Origin of the sequence: Sneathiella aquimaris, assembly GCF_026409565.1 — a bacterium.
Taxonomy (GTDB): domain Bacteria; phylum Pseudomonadota; class Alphaproteobacteria; order Sneathiellales; family Sneathiellaceae; genus Sneathiella; species Sneathiella aquimaris.
In genome coordinates this window covers 2,667,305-2,686,049 of the sequence record NZ_CP112881.1, presented here as the reverse complement: position 1 = coordinate 2,686,049, position 18,745 = coordinate 2,667,305, and the positions used below count along the sequence as shown (strand labels likewise).

15 protein-coding genes are annotated in these 18,745 nt (G+C 47.6%); 9 read left to right on the top strand and 6 right to left on the bottom strand.

All coding sequences use genetic code 11. The annotated features are described in order from the left end of the window. Positions 1-25: 25 nt before the first annotated feature. Together OIR97_RS12570 and OIR97_RS12565 are read right to left on the bottom strand one after the other, a co-directional pair. Positions 26-3,652 carry a hydantoinase B/oxoprolinase family protein gene (locus OIR97_RS12570; protein WP_169546056.1) on the bottom strand — a complete coding sequence of 1,209 codons (3,627 nt, stop codon included), beginning with the start codon at positions 3,650-3,652 and terminating at the stop codon, positions 26-28. A gap of 79 nt (positions 3,653-3,731) precedes the next feature. Continuing rightward, a complete protein-coding gene (locus OIR97_RS12565; RefSeq protein ID WP_169546055.1) occupies positions 3,732-4,892 on the bottom strand; it encodes an adenylate/guanylate cyclase domain-containing protein in 1,161 nt (386 codons plus the stop codon). 161 nt (positions 4,893-5,053) lie between these two features. Here OIR97_RS12565 and rfbA point away from each other — a divergent pair, with 161 nt between their 5' ends. Beyond that, positions 5,054-5,929, top strand: a complete 876-nt coding sequence (gene rfbA / locus OIR97_RS12560; protein ID WP_169546054.1) for a glucose-1-phosphate thymidylyltransferase RfbA — start codon at positions 5,054-5,056, stop codon at positions 5,927-5,929. On the opposite strand, the gene cysN is transcribed toward rfbA, so the two are convergent. Next, the gene (gene cysN / locus OIR97_RS12555; protein ID WP_267177724.1) at positions 5,926-7,812 is read right to left on the bottom strand and encodes a sulfate adenylyltransferase subunit CysN; all 1,887 of its coding nucleotides are present in this window, start codon (positions 7,810-7,812) and stop codon (positions 5,926-5,928) included. The two genes, rfbA and cysN, sit on opposite strands and share 4 nt — an antisense overlap. An 11-nt stretch (positions 7,813-7,823) precedes the next feature. Then, a complete protein-coding gene (gene cysD / locus OIR97_RS12550) occupies positions 7,824-8,732 on the bottom strand; it encodes a sulfate adenylyltransferase subunit CysD (protein ID WP_169546052.1) in 909 nt (302 codons plus the stop codon). A gap of 281 nt (positions 8,733-9,013) precedes the next feature. Between cysD and OIR97_RS12545 the strand changes: the two genes are divergently transcribed. Genes OIR97_RS12545 through OIR97_RS12525 form a run of 5 tightly spaced genes read left to right on the top strand, consistent with a single transcriptional unit; the run spans position 9,014 to position 14,160 of the window. Further along, on the top strand, positions 9,014-9,652 hold the full coding sequence (locus OIR97_RS12545; protein WP_169546051.1) for a paraquat-inducible protein A: 639 nt from the start codon (positions 9,014-9,016) through the stop codon (positions 9,650-9,652). Further along, entirely contained in the window at positions 9,652-10,278 is a 627-nt protein-coding gene (locus OIR97_RS12540) for a paraquat-inducible protein A (protein ID WP_169546050.1), read from the top strand. The genes OIR97_RS12545 and OIR97_RS12540 overlap by 1 nt, the downstream gene beginning before the upstream one ends. Then, on the top strand, positions 10,271-11,986 hold the full coding sequence (locus OIR97_RS12535) for a PqiB family protein (RefSeq protein ID WP_169546049.1): 1,716 nt from the start codon (positions 10,271-10,273) through the stop codon (positions 11,984-11,986). The genes OIR97_RS12540 and OIR97_RS12535 overlap by 8 nt, the downstream gene beginning before the upstream one ends. 2 nt (positions 11,987-11,988) lie before the next feature. Continuing rightward, on the top strand, positions 11,989-12,621 hold the full coding sequence (locus tag OIR97_RS12530; protein WP_169546048.1) for a PqiC family protein: 633 nt from the start codon (positions 11,989-11,991) through the stop codon (positions 12,619-12,621). 6 nt (positions 12,622-12,627) lie between these two features. Beyond that, complete coding sequence (locus OIR97_RS12525) at positions 12,628-14,160, top strand: alkaline phosphatase family protein (RefSeq protein ID WP_169546047.1); 1,533 nt, start codon at positions 12,628-12,630, stop codon at positions 14,158-14,160. Here OIR97_RS12525 and OIR97_RS12520 read toward each other — a convergent pair. Together OIR97_RS12520 and OIR97_RS12515 are read right to left on the bottom strand one after the other, a co-directional pair. Next, on the bottom strand, positions 14,157-15,128 hold the full coding sequence (locus OIR97_RS12520; RefSeq protein ID WP_169546046.1) for a 2-hydroxyacid dehydrogenase: 972 nt from the start codon (positions 15,126-15,128) through the stop codon (positions 14,157-14,159). The genes OIR97_RS12525 and OIR97_RS12520 overlap by 4 nt on opposite strands. Positions 15,129-15,154: 26 nt before the next feature. Beyond that, positions 15,155-16,021, bottom strand: coding sequence for an alpha/beta hydrolase (locus OIR97_RS12515; protein WP_169546045.1), 867 nt, complete (start codon positions 16,019-16,021; stop codon positions 15,155-15,157). Between the two features lie 159 nt (positions 16,022-16,180). On the opposite strand from OIR97_RS12515, the gene OIR97_RS12510 reads away from it, so the two are divergent. The 3 genes from OIR97_RS12510 to OIR97_RS12500 all read left to right on the top strand — a co-directional run bounded on the left by OIR97_RS12510 (position 16,181) and on the right by OIR97_RS12500 (position 18,689). Next, a complete protein-coding gene (locus OIR97_RS12510; protein ID WP_169546044.1) occupies positions 16,181-16,648 on the top strand; it encodes a MaoC family dehydratase in 468 nt (155 codons plus the stop codon). 30 nt (positions 16,649-16,678) lie between these two features. After that, positions 16,679-17,599, top strand: coding sequence for an SDR family oxidoreductase (locus OIR97_RS12505; protein WP_169546043.1), 921 nt, complete (start codon positions 16,679-16,681; stop codon positions 17,597-17,599). A gap of 103 nt (positions 17,600-17,702) precedes the next feature. Beyond that, positions 17,703-18,689, top strand: a complete 987-nt coding sequence (locus tag OIR97_RS12500) for a phosphatase PAP2 family protein (RefSeq protein WP_169546042.1) — start codon at positions 17,703-17,705, stop codon at positions 18,687-18,689. Positions 18,690-18,745: the final 56 nt, after the last annotated feature.

Sequence of the window (18,745 nt, the reverse complement as noted above, 5' to 3'; positions counted from 1 at the left end):
CCAAGCCGTAAGGGGGGCGCTGACGCTAATTTTCGCGCCCATAGCCTCCTCCCGTTGGGGTCTGAATAACGAATGTATCGCCGGGGGCCATTTCTGTTTTATCCCGTCCTTCCAAAGCTTCTTTCGAGCCGTCCTTTCGGATCACCCATTGATTGCCGGGCTCTCCGTTTTCCCCGCCGTCAAGGCCGAAAGGCGGGACTTTACGGTGGCTGGAGAGAATGGCGGCTGTCATCGCTTCGTGGAATTTTATTTTGCGCAAAGTGCCATCTCCGCCAACATGACGGCCTTTGCCACCTGAACCTTTTCGGATCTCAAAGCTTTCAAGTGTGACAGGAAAACGCCATTCCAGAATTTCTGGATCGGTAAGGCGGGCATTTGTCATATGGGTATGAACAGCACTTGTTCCGTCATAATCTGGCCCCGCACCAGATCCGCCGCAGATCGTTTCATAATATTGGTAGGTTTCATTTCCGAAAGTGAAGTTATTCATCGTGCCTTGGGCCGCGGCCATTACACCCAATGCACCAAACAGGCAATCCGTTATGCATTGCGAAGTTTCCACATTACCCGCGACAACGGCATACGGGTATTCGGGGGAAAGCATGCAGCCGTCCGGAACAATAATATCAAGCGGTTTCAGGCAACCCGCATTCAGCGGGATATCACTATCAACCAAACATCTGAAAACATAAAGAACAGCAGCAGTGGTTACGGCTCTGGGCGCGTTATAGTTTGTTGGATGAGGGCCGCTGGTGCCGGTAAAATCAATGACGGCAGATCGGGTTTTCCGGTCAATTGTTACAGAGACGACAATTTCAAATCCGTCATCCATTGGATAGGTGAAGGATCCTTCTTTTAAAACATCCAGAACCCGCCGGACAGATTCTTCCGCATTATCCTGAACGTGCCCCATATAAGCGTGCACCACGTCCAAGCCAAAATGGTCCACCATTTTTCGAAGTTCCTGTATTCCTTTTTCGCAAGCTGCGATCTGGGCTTTTAGGTCCGCAATATTCTGGTGTGTATTCCGTGACGGATATTCGCCAGACTTCAAAATGGCCGTCATTTCGTCCTCGAGAAACCGGCCGCCGTCGACCAGCAGAATGTTATCCAGCAACACGCCTTCTTCTTCTACCCGTCGGCTGTCGGGGGGCATGGAGCCTGGGGTCAGGCCACCGATATCGGCATGGTGCCCCCGGCTGGCCACATAAAACAGAATGTCTTTTCCGTCCTCGTCAAAAACCGGCGTAATAACAGTGACATCGGGTAAATGGGTTCCGCCGTTATAGGGTGCATTCAGAACGAATACATCTCCTGCCTTCATGGTCGGACCATGTTTACGCATAACGGACTTGATGCTTTCCGACATTGACCCCAGATGAACCGGCATATGAGGGGCGTTGGCAATGAGATCACCCTTTAGATCAAAAACAGCGCAGGAGAAATCGAGCCGTTCCTTAATATTGACGGAAAACGCGGTTTTTTCCAGAACAGTGCCCATCTGTTCGGCGACATTCATGAAAAGGTTGTTAAAGACTTCAAGCATAACAGGGTCGACAGTCGTACCAATTGCCTGCACGCGCTCAAGAGGTACAACGCGACTTAGCACCAGATCGGAGCGGTTGTTTAATTCAGCCTGCCAACCCTCCTCGACCACCGTTGTTCCGGTTTTTTCGACAATAACGGCAGGGCCCGTAACCGTTTGACCGAAAACAAGCGTTTCCCTTTCATAAAAGGGGCAGCGATGATGCTTGTTTCCGGTGAATAACGGATGCGTTGCTATGGCCGTCAGGGTAGGGGGCCTCTCGAGCTTTTCAAGCAGGGGCAGCGAAACTTCTTCTGATTTTCCGATGACCTCGATCGAAGCGGCCTCGACAATTAGAGTTTTGTCGGGGCTGATAAAGCCAAAACGCTGCTTGTGAGCGATTTCAAATCTGTCTCGGACATTTTGCAGTGTATCGTTATCAACAACAAGGCTCGTATCTGATCCATCATACCGAATGTGGAGTTTTTTTTCGGCAAGAATGCGAACAGGGAGTACCCCCTGTGCTTGCATCTCTTTTGTTCCGTTATCTGCCAATTCGTCCAAAACAGTCTGAATGGAGATTAGGTTTTCTGAGGTTAGTTCCTGTTCGACGGCCTGTTCTTTCATAATTCGCAAATCGGCTAGCCCCATGCCAAAGGCGGAAAGAACACCTGCATAAGGATGAAGAAGAATTTTTTTGATGCCTAAACTGTCCGCAACCATGCAGGCATGTTGCCCACCGGCCCCACCAAAAGAGGTCAGGACATATTCGGATACATCATAGCCGCGCTGGACCGATATTTTCTTGATGGCATTGGCCATATTCTCAACGGCAATATAGAGAAATCCTTCCGCAACTTCTTCCGGTGTTTTGTTACTGTTGGTACTTTCGTTAATTTTGGCCGTTAAGGCTTGGAATTTTTCTCGGACGATATCAGCATCCAACGGCAAATCTGCATTGGGGCCAAAAACAGGCGGGAAGAAATCCGGATTTAGTTTACCAAGCATAACATTGCAATCGGTGACGGTTAGAGGGCCGCCTTTGCGATAGCATGCAGGCCCAGGATTAGCCCCGGCACTGTCAGGTCCGACCCGATAGCGGGCGCCGTCGAAATGAAGAATGGAGCCACCACCGGCCGCAACCGTATTAATCAGCATCATTGGTGCCCGCATCCGAACGCCTGCGACTTCTGTTTCAAAAGTGCGTTCCAGCTCGCCGCCATAATGAGAGACATCGGTTGACGTCCCTCCCATGTCAAATCCGATGACCTTCTCAAAACCGGCAAGGGCAGAAGTTTGAACCATGCCAACAACACCCCCGGCAGGGCCCGACAGGATTGCATCTTTGCCTTGAAAGAAATGAGCGTCTGTCAGTCCGCCATTGGACTGCATGAACATCAACTGGCTATCTCCCAGTTTAGTGGCAACCTGATCCACATAGCGCCGAAGAATGGGCGAGAGATAGGCATCGACAACGGTTGTATCGCCGCGACTGACCAGTTTCATCAGAGGGCTTGTTCCGTGACTGGTCGAAATCTGGGTGAACCCGATTTCAGCAGCAATTTTCGCCAATTCTGCTTCGTGCTGCGTATATCGGTAGCCATGCATCAGAACGATGGCACAAGCCTTGATACCGGTATCAAAGACGGCCTGAAATTTTTGTCTGGCGTCCTCTTTATCCAATGGTGTTATGACTTCGCCGCGTGCGCCAATTCGCTCTGTTACTTCGATGGCGGTTTCGTACAGCATTTCAGGAAGAGTGATTTTCAAATCAAATAATCGGGGCCGTGTTTGGTATCCAATTCTAAGACTGTCGCGAAACCCTTTTGTTGTTACGAGAAGGGTTCTTTCGCCCTTTCTTTCCAACAGGGCATTGGTTGCAACCGTTGTTCCCATCTTGACAGCATCAATCAGGTCAGCCGGGATCGCGTGGCCTTTTTCTATACCTAGAAGCTGCCGAACGCCTTCTATCGCCGCGTCTTCATATTGTTCAGGGTTTTCGCTCAACAGCTTATGCGTTTTGATTGCCCCGGATGGCGTGCGGGCGACAAGGTCCGTAAAGGTACCCCCGCGATCTACCCAAAACTGCCATTTTTGTGTTTTTGGTGACGCGGAGGTGTGGTTCATTATTTTAATCCCTTGGGTGGAATAATTTTTTGTGATTTCTTTTTTACGCGAATTGGAAAGTCATTCCAAGACACGATCGTTAATCGGCAAGGATGAAAACCGGGGTTGCTTCGCGGATCCCTTTTAGAGGGAAGGTCCCGATATGTTTGGTGGGTATTGTGAGTTGATTTGCAAGGGCAGCCGATAAAAGAAGAGGTTCCTTGGTTTCTTTGGTCAATTCTTCCAAACGCGCCGTCAGATTGACAGCCGGTCCTGTTACCGTGAAGTCCAGACGATCGATGGCACCGACATTGCCATATACTACCTCTCCGAAATGAAGCGCCACACCGGAATCAATAAGAGGCTGTATTTTCAAAGCCCGTTTTCTGTTTTCCAATTCAAACTGTTTGAAGGCATCCTGTGCGGCATGGACAGCATTCTCGCAGGCTTGCTGAGCGTTCATTTTCTGATCGACAGGGAAAATGATTAAGACAGCGTCACCGATAAATTTTAGAACCTCGCCGCCATATTCCAATGCAAGATCAGATAAAATTTGAAAATAAGTGTTCAGGAGCGAGAAGACTTCGGAGGGGGCAAGTTCTTCTGAAAGCTGTGTATATCCACGGATATCACTAAACCAGAGGGCCGCTTCAATCGTTTCTCCTGTACCCCGCTGGATTTGCCCATTCATAACCTGCTTTCCTGATCTGCGGCCAAGGTATGTATTCAGCAATGTGATGGCGACTTCACGGGTTGAATGGATTTCCATTATTGGTGCGATATAGTCAATTAGTCGACCAAGTTCTGTCAGGTTTTCGTTTGAAAATCCGGCCGGATCGGCAGTAACATAAGAGATTAATGCCTTGCTTCTATCCATGAAAGGCATGGGAAACATAATATAGTCCGTTTGTCCCGCATCCCGTTGTTCGAAAAGAACAGGATGGTCTTTATCCGGATCAAGATCTGTCAGGGTCTTTCGGAACGGTTTGTTCTGAGAGTGTACGTATTCCGCGGGACTTCCGAAGTAACTGTCTGTTGAACGAATGCCATGGGCGGCCCCCCAGATTTTTGCTTTTTTATCTTCATCTGTCCAGGTATAGGCCCAGATATCATTTTGCGGATGAATAGTCCGCACTCCGATCCGAAGCCGAGAAAGTGAAATACCCGATTGGTTGATCCGTTCGCAAAGTTGTTCAATGAAATCCAGCACTTCTGGAATCAGACGGCCTTCTGTCAGTAGCCATTTTTCAACTGTTGTCATTCGGGCTCTTTTCGGATTGTTAATAGTTTATATCCTAAATATCGGGTATGAATACAATTGGATCAAGTCATAGCGGGTTTAGTTTAACCCATGCATGTACTTAGAGCTTAACAGGCTAGGGGGCCTGTTGTGTTTAATCTGACGAACGAGGGGTAACGGAAATGGCGCATAAGGGAATAATTCTGGCAGGGGGAACGGGGTCAAGGCTTCATCCGCTGACACTGGGTGTAAGCAAACAGCTTATGCCGGTATATGACAAACCGATGATATATTATCCTTTGACTACCCTGATGCTTGCCGGCGTTCGGGATATTCTGATCATTACCACACCCGAAGAACAATATCTTTTTCAGCGTCTGTTAGGGGATGGTGAAAAATGGGGCATTTCGATCACTTACGCCGTGCAGCCGTCCCCCGATGGGTTGGCGCAGGCTTTTACGATCGGAGAAGCACATATCGGTAATGATCCATCCGTGTTGATCCTGGGCGATAACATTTTTTATGCGACCCAATTTACCAAACTGTTGAAAAGTGCAGCCGCTAGAACGGATGGGGCCACTATTTTTGGATATCACGTCTCCAACCCCGAAGCATATGGTGTCGCCGAGTTTGATCGCGAGGGGCGGGTCATTGGTGTCGAAGAAAAACCGGTCAATCCGAAATCAAACTTTGCGATTACGGGATTGTATTTCTATGACAATCAGGTTGTGGAGATGGCAAAAAATCTTAAGCCTAGTGCCCGGGGTGAATTGGAAATTACCGACTTGAACCGCCTTTACCTCGAAAAAGGCCAGCTTCATATGGAACATCTGGGGCGCGGCAGCGCCTGGCTTGATACGGGGACCCATGATCACCTGATGGATGCGTCGTCGTTTGTTCAAACCATCGAAAAAAGGCAGGGACTGAAAGTCGCCTGCCCTGAAGAAATCGCTTATCAAAGAGGTTATATAACCCCTGATCAACTGGAAGCCTTGGCCACCCCGCTGTTAAAAAGCGGGTATGGCGCTTATTTGATGAGTTTGCTGAAAGGCGCTTAGATAAAGCGCTTTTCTTTTAAATAGTCGATGATACTGTCGGCTGCTTCCTCAGCCGTCATTTGTGCGCCATCAATGACGATTTCTGCGTTTTCCGGGCGTTCATAATCTGAATCAATTCCGGTAAAGTTTTTAATTTCGCCGGCTCTTGCTTTTGCGTACAGACCCTTGATATCCCGCTCTTCACAGATTTCGATCGGCGTATCAATAAACACCTCAAGAAATTCACTTTCCTCCAGAAGACCGCGGGCCATCTGTCGTTCGCTGCGGAAGGGAGAGATAAACGACACCAGCGTAATCAATCCGGCATCAGCAAAAAGTTTCGCTGTTTCGCCCACCCGACGAATATTTTCAACCCGATCAGCATCTGTAAATCCAAGATCTTTATTCAGCCCGTGGCGTACGTTGTCCCCGTCCAGCAGGTAAGTATGCTTGCCTTGGCTAAACAGTTTTTTCTCGACCAGATTGGCAATTGTTGATTTTCCGGAGCCTGATAGCCCCGTAAACCAGAGGACAGAAGATTTTTGTCCTTTTTGTTCGGCTCGGGCTTCTTTATTGATATCCACGGATTGCCAATGGATATTGTCAGCCCGTCGCAAGGCAAAATCAATGACACCGGCACCGACTGTTGCATTGGTAAAACGATCAATGAGGATAAAGGAACCGGTCTCGCGGTTTTCCGCATATGGATCGAACGAAATCGGCTTATCAAGGGCCAGATTGCAAATTCCTATTTCGTTGAGGGCAAGGGTTTTGGTTGCCGTATGTTCCAGCGTGTTGATGTTCACTTTATATTTAAGCGAACTTATTCGGGCGGTGGTTGAATTTGTGCCCAGTTTCAAGATGTAATTCCGGCTGGGCAGTAATTCTTCTTCCCCCATCCAGACAAGCTTGGCTTCAAATTGGTCGGCTGTTGCTGGACGATCCTGAAGCGCGCAGATCATATCACCGCGGCTGATATCAATTTCATCTTCCAGCGTCAGTGTAATGGCCTGTCCTGCAATGGCTTCGTCCAGATTACCATCAAAGGTCACGATTTCTTTAACGGAACTGGTTTGTCCTGATGCTGGCTCTACAACAGGATCGCCTACCCGGATTGTACCGCTGGCAATGGTTCCTGAAAATCCACGAAAATCGAGGTTGGGTCGATTAACCCATTGAACTGGAAGGCGAAAGGGTTTGCTGTCCCGGTCTTCGTCAATCTGCACAGTTTCCAGATATTGAATGAGCGAGGGGCCGGAATACCAAGGCATTTTTGTGCTGGTAGACGCAATATTGTCACCGTTCAGTGCCGATAGCGGGATTGCCTGAATTTCTTCAAAGCCCAATTGGTTTGCAAAATTCTCATAATCCGAAACCACCTGATGAAAGGTTTTTTCGTCATAGCCTTTCAAGTCCATTTTGTTCACGGCCAGGACGACTTTACGAATGCCCAGTAGAGAAACCAGAAAGCTGTGCCGCATGGTTTGTGTCAGCACCCCTTTGCGCGCATCAATCAGGATCACCGCGATGTCGGCGGTGGACGCGCCGGTCACCATATTGCGAGTATATTGTTCATGTCCCGGTGTGTCCGCGACAATAAATTTTCGTTTATCAGTTGCGAAGAACCGATAGGCCACATCAATAGTAATGCCTTGTTCGCGTTCAGCCTGAAGACCATCAAGCAATAGTGCGTAGTCAATATTGCCGCCTTGGGTGCCGACGCGTTTGCTTTCCGCTGTCAGGGTTGCCAGCTGGTCTTCAAACAACAGTTTGGAATCCCAGAGCAACCGCCCGATCAATGTACTTTTACCATCATCAACGCTTCCGCAGGTGATGAAGCGCAGCATGCCTTTTTCTTCCTGCGATTTAAGATAAAGGTCAATTTCATGGTTTGACGTTTTCATTTGAATGCCCATTAGAAATAACCTTCCTGCTTTTTCTTCTCCATCGATCCGGATTGATCTTTATCGATCAATCGGCCTTGCCGTTCGGATGTTCGCGCCACCAGCATTTCCTGAATGATTTCAGGCAGGGTGTTCGCAGTTGATTCAACAGCGCCTGTAAGCGGGTAGCAGCCAAGGGTCCGGAAACGTACAGATTTCATCTGAGGCGTTTCACCTTCTTTCAATGGCATTCGGTCGTCATCAACCATGATCAGCATTCCATCCCGTTCAACAACAGGGCGCTCTTTAGCAAGATATAACGGCACGATCGGGATCTCTTCCAGATAGATATATTGCCAGATATCCAGTTCCGTCCAGTTAGAGAGTGGGAAAGCCCGGATACTTTCCCCGTTTCTGACACGGGCGTTATACAGGTTCCATAATTCCGGGCGCTGGGTTTTAGGATCCCAGCGGTGATTTTCAGACCGGAAGGAAAAGACCCGTTCTTTCGCGCGTGAGGCTTCCTCATCGCGGCGGGCACCACCAAATGCGGCGTCAAACTTGTAATGGTCGAGCGCCTGCTTCAAGCTTTCTGTTTTCATCACATCGGTATGAAGGGCGGAGCCGTGTGTAAACGGCCCAATCCCTTTTTCGACGCCATCCTCATTAATATGGATTAACAGGTCCAGACCATATTCTTTTACAATTTTATCCCGAAATTCGATCATTTCCCTGAATTTCCAGGTCGTGTCAACATGCAGCAACGGGAAAGGAACAGGCGAGGGGTAGAACGCTTTTCGCGCAAGGTGCATCAGGACAGAGGAGTCTTTTCCCACGGAGTAAAGCATGACAGGCTTCTGAAATTCAGCGGCGACTTCGCGAAAAATATGAATACTTTCCGCTTCAAGTTGACGGAGGTGGGATAGTCGTGAACGGCTCATATTTGCCTGCCTACTCAAGGAATTTAAGAAAAAAAGAGTTTCTATGCCCTAAGCAGTTATAGGCTTTTAAGGCCCTCTACAAGGGTAAACAGCTATATTTCACACAAAAAGTATGTGTATTAATGTATATTCTTCAAAAAAAGTGATGAATTTCACTTTTGACTATCAAAATCAATCGAATGGCAGTTGGTGCCGTGTAAATATTTGATGCAAAGTCGATAATTCCTTCTATTTTAATCTAAGAAGTCTTTTTTTGATGAGAAAGGACGATTGAGGGGCGCGTGAAGAAAATACGGAACGAAACCCAGAAAGCGTTGATCGCTTGTCCGGAATGCGATCTCTTGCATGCAGCTCCCGAATTGGATTCCGGGGACATTGGGCGTTGCTGTCGATGCGATGCCATTTTGTTCCGTCATCAACTCAATGGGCTGAACCGACCACTGGCGTTTGCCGCAACGGGTTTGATCTTCTTTTTTCTGGCTAACCTGTTCCCGATCCTGATTTTCGAAATGAACGGAAACATGCAGGTCAACCGGCTTATCGATGGGGCGGTGGAGTTTTTAGATTCCAGTTACTGGATGTTGGGTATCCTTGTTTTGATTTCGAGCGCGCTTGCTCCGCTGCTGGTTCTGCTTTTTCTGATCGGAATTCTTCTACCCTTAAAATTGGGTGTTACGCCTTTGTGGCCTGAAACCCAGATCCGAATGCTGGAACATGTCCGCCCATGGGCGATGGCTGAAATATTTGTCCTGGGGATCATGGTTGCGTTTGTGAAGCTTGGTGATTTTGCGGAAGTAAATATCGGACTTTCCATGATTGCGTTCATGTGTATGGTCGCGGCTACCGTCATGGCGTACATTTCGTTGGATCAGGACATCTTGTGGGAACGCCTGGCATTGGTTCGGGGACAAAAACGTTGATGACAACCGCGAAGCAAATTGGCGCAATTTCCTGTCCAACCTGTCATTTGTTGATAGAGAAGGGGCGGTATGATCCTTCCTATCCGATGTGCCCGCGGTGTCATGCTGTCATCAGCAGCCGAAAAAAGAACAGCTTAAGACGCACGTTTGCTCTGCTAGTAGCCGCGGCAATTTTTTATGTTCCCGCCAATTTTTATCCCATTCTGACATTGATATCGTTTGGTGAAGAAAAAAGTGAAACCATACTCAGTGGTATTTTTACGCTCTTTGCGACTGGTCAGTGGGTGGTGGCTGTGGTCGTTTTTATTGCCAGTGTATTTGTGCCGATTTTCAAGATTATTGCATTATTCTATCTTGTCATCTCTGTGCATATGAACGTGAAATGGCGGGCGGTTGAACGGACGAAGTTATACCGGTTTATTGAAACGATCGGCCGATGGTCAATGATTGATGTCTTTATGATTTCAATTCTTGCCGCTATCGTGAAACTAAAGGCGCTTGCAACGGTGGAGCCTGAAGTTGGGGCATTGGCGTTTGCCGTGGTGGTTATCCTTACGATGCTGGCAGCAATGACATTTGATCCGCGTCTGATTTGGGATCGATTGGATCAAAAGAAAAATGGTTGAAGACATGAATGATGTTGAAGGGCAGCGGCCTGTTGTGAAAAAAGGCTATGCCGGATTGATGAGTATCTGGCTCGTCCCTTTGATCGCCATTGCTGTCGCCGGTTGGCTTGTCGTGAAAACGGTCAGTGAAAAAGGTCCGGAAATCAGTATTTCACTTCAGACCGCACGTGGGATGGAGGCCGGCAAAACACCCTTGAAATATAAAGATGTCGTTATTGGCATCGTTGACCGGATTGAAATTCCAGATGAAGAAAGTGATGTCCGGGTTATTGTTTCTGTTCAGCAATTTGCGGAAAAATATTTGACCGATACAGCCCGGTTCTGGGTTGTGGCTCCGGCAATTGGTCTGGAGGGTATCTCTGGATTGGAAACCTTGTTGTCAGGGGCTTATCTGGAAATTGATCCAGGCGATGGGGGCGAGGAAAAATTTGATTTTGTCGGCTTGGATACGGCACCGGTTATTACCTCCAGTACAGCAGGCCGGGAATTTCTTTTGCGAACCGAACGCCTTGGGAATAGTAAACGGGGCACTCCGATTATTTATCGCGGCATACGGGTTGGTAAAATACTGGGCCATAAATTGGCTGAGGATAAACAGTCGGTTGAATTATATGCGTTTGTTGAGGCCCCTTATCATGAATTGGTTCAAGAAGGGTCCCGCTTCTGGGATGCCGGAGGGGTGACTGTATCGTTGTCGACATCGGGTATTGAAGTTGGATCAGAGTCTTTTGAAACCTTGTTGTCAGGTGCGGTTGAATTTGAAACGCCTGAATTGTTTAAGGACACATGGGTTGCAGAGGAAGGGCGCGAATTTGCCCTTTATAAAAGCCGCAATGCCATGGAGGAGGCAAAATATACAGAACGTGTGAGCTACATTTTGTACTTCGATGGTTCTGTAAGCGGCTTGGAAGTCGGTGCTGCCGTCGAATTTAAAGGTATGAAAATTGGTTCGGTTCGCCAGATCAATCTGGAATTTAATCAGGATACGGGTGATTATTTTCTCCCCGTAATTATTGATATTGAGCCTCAACGGGTGAAAATCGCGGGAAGCGAGAATAAAATTTACTCGGTATTGGAGGCAGAAAAGATACGCGGTGAAGTTCTACAACTGCTTATTGAACGGGGTCTTAGGGCTAGGTTGAAATCCGCTAATTTTCTGACTGGTCAATTGATTGTGGATCTGGATATGTTTCCCAATAAACCAGCCCTTTATCGTGCCAGAGGCGAAGAGATCAACGAAATCCCAACATTGCCGATGGAACTGGAAGAGATCACAACATCGCTTACACATCTTGTTGAAAAGATCGAACGGTTGCCCATCGATCGTATTTCTCAGTCTTTTCTGAACACAGCGGAGGGGTTAGAGCGGATTGTAAATTCGGGTGATCTGGACCGGGCGATTAAAGACTACAGTAAGTTGGCCGTTTCGGTTCGATCGATGATCGACAATATTGACAAGAATACCTTGCCTTCGATCGAAGCGACTGTCGGAGATACTCGCGTTGCGTTGCAAAGGGTGGATGAAACTCTAGGCACGGCAACGTCATTGTTCAAGAACGCTGATGCGTTATTGAAGGATGGGTCCCCATTGAAATATGACCTGTCCATAATGCTTCGGGAGCTTGCCGCAGCCAGTCGGTCTGTGCGTAATCTCGCAGATTTTCTAGAACGCAATCCTAGCTCTCTGCTGAGCGGAAAGAATAACTAGTCATGACTAAATTGGTTTCAAAACTTCCTTTAGAATATCTGCTGATTGCGTTGCTGGTATTTGGCGTGTCCGGATGCAGTGTGATTACACCATCGGCACCGACTCAGTTTTATGTTTTAAGCGGGGGCTCACCAGCCAGCAATGAAGCACCTGTTGGGGAGGTGCCCGCTCAAATCCAAATTGGCATTGGACCGGTTGAAATTCCGGGATATGTAGATCGGCCTCAAATGGTCACTATTGGTTCGGGTAATACATTGGTTGTGGCGGACCTTCATCACTGGGCAGAACCTGTTCAGGAAAGTGTGAAACGGGTATTAATCGAAAATGTATCGATGCTTCTTCGCCCGCAGCAGGTTTTTGCCTATCCAGCAAATTTTCACCCATCAGAAAACAGTTTGCAGGTTTCCATCGAAATCCGTGAATTCATACAAGATGACACAGGCAAGGCTAAGCTTACTGTCAGTTGGAATGTTAAACGTCTTTTGGATAATAAACTTTTGGGTAGAGATGCGGCCCGTTTCGAAAAGGTATCTGTCATCAATGATTACAGCGCCTACGCAGCCGATATGAGCAAATTGTTGCGTCAGTTATCTGTTGAAATCGTAAAATCCATTCAGACTGCGACGGTTGGATAATATAAAATGAACATATTGTTTATTACGATCGATCAATGGCGCGCCGACTGGCTTGGTGCAAATGGAAGCGATTTTATCCGGACACCCCATTTGGATTCACTAGCGAAAGAGGGCGTGTTATTTAGACATCATTATACAAGCTCTGCGCCCTGTGGTCCTTCACGGGCGACCTTACATACGGGGATGTATCCAAGTAATCATCGGTCCATCAGAAACGGAACCCCGCTAAACGAGACTCTTACCAATATTGCTCTGGAAGCGCGAAAAGCGGGCTATAACCCGACTTTGTTTGGTTACACAGATACATCAGCCGATCCAAGATATCGGGCCCCTGATGATCCTGCGTTACGAAGTTACGAAGGTATTTTGCCGGGATTTGATGTCGGGGTTTGTCTGTCGGAAGAGGGTACGCCATGGCTATCATTCTTAAAAGAGCAGGGATATTCAGTAAATAGAACAGGGTATGATATTTATCATCCTGATCCGTCCTATTCGTTGAAAGACGGTGAGCATGTTACAAAAGCGCCTACGGTTTTTAAGTCAGAGCATAGCGAGACAGCCTGGCTTACCCAGCGGGCGCTGGAGTATATGACCTTTGATCGGCAGGATAAATTCTTTTGCCATCTCAGTTATTTAAGACCGCATCCACCGTTTATCGCCAGCCCGGATTACCATTTGATGTATCGCCCATCGGATATGAAAGATCCTATTGATTTTGGTGATGTTGATAATGTCGCCCAAACACATCCGTTCCTTCAAAGTTCGCTTAATTCAATCCGTCAAGGTACCTTTTATATGACCGGAACGGGTCTGACAAAAGACCTAGAGAAAGCGGATGTTCAACAGATCCGGGCCACCTATTCGGCGCTGGTGTCAGAGGTGGACAATAATATCGGAGCGTTACTTTTTGAACTTAAAGAAACAGGTAAGTATGACGATACTCTGATTGTTGTGACAGCCGATCACGGTGAGCAGCTTGGAGACCATCACCTGTTTGGAAAACTGGGATTTTATGATCAAAGTTTTCATATCCCTTTAATCATCAAGCCGCCAGCAAGTTGGAACGGGATACGAGGGCATTCTGTTCAGGCGTTCACTGAATCAGTCGATGTGACGCCGACCATCCTTGATCTTATCGGGCTTCCAATTCCGGCACAATGTGACGGCCGGTCTTTGACTTCTTGGCTAAAAGGTGAAATCCCGGACAAGTGGCGGGATGCGGTTCATTGGTTGTATGATTTCAGAGATCTGGAAAAAGGGGCAATTGAAAAAGAACTGGGCCTCAGCCATGAAGAGTGCAGTCTTCTCGTCTATCGGGATGAGAGTTTTAAATATGTCCATTTCGCAGCCTTGCCACCGCTATTGTTCGATTTGCAGAATGATCCGGACGAGATGCATAATCTGGCCGAAGAACCAGACTATCAGGCGGTCGTTCTGGATTATGCGCAAAAGCTTCTGTCCTGGCGCATGAGTAACGAATATGGCGCTTTGGACAAATATCTTCTAACCAAGAACGGTTTGATTACTCCAACATCCTAAAGTGTAATCGGGTTTGGAATGGGCTTATTCGAAAAAAAAGCATCCAGATTATCGATACATTTAAAACCCATCGCGTTTCGGGTTTCAATCGTCGCACTGCCGATATGAGGTAAAACGAAAAGGTTCTCCAGTGCCAGATAGCCGGGGTTCAGGGTAGGCTCGTTTTCAAAGACATCAAGCCCCGCTGCGGCGATCCTGCCAGATTTCAGGGCGTTGATAAGGGCAATATCATCAATAATCGGACCTCTGGCAGTATTTACAATGACGGCACCCTTCGGAAGCAGATCAATTGTCTCATTGTTGATCAGATGAAAGGTCTGATCTGAAAGGCCGCAATTGATGGAAAAGAAGTCACTTTGCCCCAGAAGGCTTTCAAGGCTGTCATGGTAAATCGCATCTTCCAGACCACGGGCATCCGTGACCGGGTTCCTGTTATGATAATGGATTTCCATATCGAAGCCCCGCGCACGCCGAGCCACCGCCTGACCGATCCGTCCCATTCCCAGTATGCCAAGCCTTTTACCGCTGACATGAATGCCAAGAAACTGTGTTGTTGCCCATTTTTGCCAGCGTCCTTCCCGTAATGCCATGGCGGATGAATGGGCCATCCGAGCCGCACCTAATAGACACAGGAGCGTGATATCGGCCGTTGCGTCAGTTAATACATCCGGGGTGTTGCCAAGTTGGATCCCGTTTTTAAATGCCGCGGGCACATCAATATGATCATAGCCAACGGAAAAGGTGGTAATCATTTTCAGCCGGTCTGGCAATTGGTCCAGAACTTCTTTGTTAAAGAGATCAGTGGGACCACACAGGATTGCATCAGCAGACGACGCCCGACTGATAATTTCATCTGAGGAAAGTGTTTCATCATTTTCGTTTTCAATGACGTTATAACCAGCCGAGAGCCGCGCCATTACATCGTCAGGCAGTTTTCTCGTAACCAGAATACAGGGTTTTGCTGTCATCGTGTTGTCCGTGATTTAAGGGTATGTCAGTCCAAATTCATTGAGTGACGGATAAGGCGCGCAAGTTCGCTACTCGGATCCGCCAAAGAGGACATGATACTAAAATGATTATAGGGGGAAAGGATCTGCGGCATTGTGCTTTTTTCAGGCCAGGCATCGTGCATTGCGTTGCTTTGGGCCAGATATTCGTCACCTTCTTTGCTACCAACAACAAGATGCATCAGGCCGCTTTTTGGCTCGTTTCTATTAACCGGGCTCATTTGCGCAACGGTTTCCATATCAAGTTTTAAATCAGCCTGCAGAAAGCATAATTTGATCGGCAGCAAGTTATAAAGACCACTGACACCGACCGCTGACTTTATGATCTGCGCGGGAAGCGAAGCGTCCAGGTCCGTCCAGTCTGTCGCAAGACACATGGCTGCCAAATGCCCCCCGGCGGAATGTCCGCTGACATGGATTTGATCCGCATCCAGACCCAAAGCTTCTGAATGGGCATAAAGAAAGGCAACAGACCGACGGCACTGTGTGACAAGTTCCTGCATTGTTACCATTGGAATAAGCCCATAATCGACAATTGCTGTTGCTATTCCATGTTCTGCAAACGCGCGGGCCACAAACGTAAAGTTGTCCTTTGAAAGGGCTTTCCAATAGCCGCCGTGAAAGAAAATCTGTACCGGGCAGGGGTTATTTGGTCGATCGCTGGGGTAGATCAGGTCAAGCTTTTGCCCAGAGCCTTCGTCATAGCAATAGGTCACATGGTCTTGATATTCATGCAGGGTGGTATCACAAAGGGCATTCCACTCTTTGACATATGACATGAAATTACTGACTTTGGCCTGATTGTTATATTCAGCATCCAAACTGCTTTGGTCATATTCTTTGTAAACGATCACCGATAATTCCAATCTGTTCTGCATTCTTTGTGTAGTTTAACGAGATAGGCAGTGAAACAAAGATTTTATTTTTTGATATTTTGTCAAAATTGATTATCGTTGCCCGCGTAAGAGGCTAAGGCCGGTAAAAAAACAATAACTCCAACCAGGGAGAGAGACATGCCCGCGACAATTTCAGAAAAAGAATTTATTGCCTCAAAAGGAGCCGAATATGGCCCGAGTGAGTGGATGAAGGTTGATCAGGACCGGATTAATAAATTTGCCGATGCGACGGATGACCATCAGTTTATTCATGTGGATCCGGAAGGGGCTAAAGAAACCCCGTTTGGAACAACCATTGCCCACGGGTTTTTGTCACTTTCGCTGCTGGTGCCGCTGGTCAGCCAAATTACACCGAAGCCTGACAACGTGAAAATGGGCGTAAATTATGGTTTGAATAAACTGCGGTTTTTGGCACCGGTAAAAGTAAATTCGGAAATTCGTGTCAAAAGCAAGGTGCTGGATGTTGTTGAAAAACGACCTGGTCAATATCTGACGACAACCGAAGTTACGCTTGAAATCAAGGGTGAGAAGACACCAGCTCTTATCGCCGAATGGCTGGGAATGACGTTCCTGGCAGACGAATAACATACAAACAAACAAGAAACAGGAGACACAATGAGCATTCGATTTGACGGTAGAGTCGCCATTGTAACAGGCGCAGGAAACGGACTTGGGCGGTGTCATGCGCTTGGGCTGGCGGAACGCGGGGCGAAGGTCGTTGTTAACGATCTGGGTGGAGACCGTGATGGTAGCGGAGCTTCCAGTGATGCTGCGAAAGCCGTTGTTGCTGAAATTGAGGCCATGGGCGGTGAAGCTATTGCAAATGGAGCGGACGTTACAAATTACGCCCAGGTCGAAGCAATGGTGAAAGAAGCAAAGGATAAATGGGGCCGTGTTGACATTCTGGTGAACAATGCGGGCGTCTTGCGAGACAAATCATTTAGTAAAGTTGAACTGGAAGATTTTGATTTTGTTCTGGGCGTTCATCTGGACGGTGCGGTGAATTGCACCAAGGCTGTATGGCCACTGATGCGCGATCAGAATTATGGCCGCATTGTCATGACGACTTCCTCCAGTGGTCTGTATGGTAACTTTGGGCAGACCAACTATGGTGCCGCCAAGATGGGCGTTATCGGGCTCATGAACACACTTGTTCTTGAGGGCGGAAAATATGGCATTCGTGTGAACGCTCTTTCTCCTTGTGCAGCAACACGGATGACGGAAGATCTCATGCCTGAGAATTTACTGGATTTGTTGAAACCGGAATCTGTTACGCCCGCGTTGCTTTATCTCGTCGGCGAAGAGGGGCCAAACCGGACGATTATTACAGCTGGCGCGGGAACCTATGCCCGGACGATCATTAACGAAACGGCTGGAATGTGGTTGCCAGAAGATGAGCAAACCCCTGAAAAAATTGCTGAGAACTGGGATACGATTTCTGACGCCAAAACGCAGAAAGAATATACAAGTGGCAACGATCAGACGCAGAACATGCTGACCAAAGCAGCTGAAGGCCTGAATATCAAGCTTCAATAGACCACTGAGAATACCGGACTGTTTATTGATATAGTCCGGTATTCACTTGAATATAGTCAATCCTTATGACACCCTTTCTTCAAGGAGCAATCTGGGAGGGGTGATGTTTCAGACAAATATAAACCTGTTCTTGCAAAGTTTTTCGGCCCCTTGGCTCGACAGTTTTATGCAGGCGGTTTCCTGGACAGGAGATCAAACCTTTATCGTTGGCCTTTTGTGTTTGGTCGCATTGGGTGTTGATTTGAAACGAGGATTTATTCTGGTCCAGATTTTCCTGATTACCATCATTTCCACCGATATTCTGAAGACCGTTTTTTCTTTGCCAAGACCTTTCTTTTTAGATGAGAGATTAAACGATTTTGGTGGTTTGAATGGATTGGCAGCCTTGCGGGATGTGGGGACCCTTGCTTTTTTTGAAATGCTCCCCGACACCATCATCAACGCTTACCGATCCGTCGCCACACATTCCGATCAGTTCGGATTGCCATCCGGTCATACCAGTTCCGCGATTGCGCTATGGGGCGGGCTTGCAATTGTCTTTCGTAAGAACCGCTTTGGGGTCATAGCCGTTGTTATGGTCACACTGATGATGATCTCGGGTATGTATCTGGCTCAGCATTTTCTGGCAGATGTCTTGGCGGGAATGGGTCTCGGATTGTTTATTCTATTGATCAGCGCCTTGCTACTCAATCGTTTGGACTGGTGGCGGCTATTCGCAACTGACAGCTTTAACTTTTCAATTTCCGGCAGCAGTTGGGTATTGTTTGTAGCTGGATTTGTTTTACCGATCGGGTTGCTTTTCAGCGGCGAAGGCCATGTTGGTCGTATCGCGTCGTTTCTAGCACTAAATCTGGCTTTGTTTGTGCTTATCTGGACGGGCTGCCCCTTAGATTCGGGTCGTTTGTGGCACCGGGTTTTTCGTACATTGTTGGGTTTCGCTTTATTCTTTGCGATTTCCAGCGGGCTTAAATATCTGCCAATATCTCAGGATAGTGTGCAGTATGCGGTTCTCAAAGGCTTTGCACCTGTTTTCATTCTTTTTGTTCTAGCGCCCTTTGTGACCGCTATGTGGATGGTCAAAAGCCGGTAATATATTCCCTGTCAGCATAATAAAACTTGTTGTTTCCCCAACCATCTGGATACTAT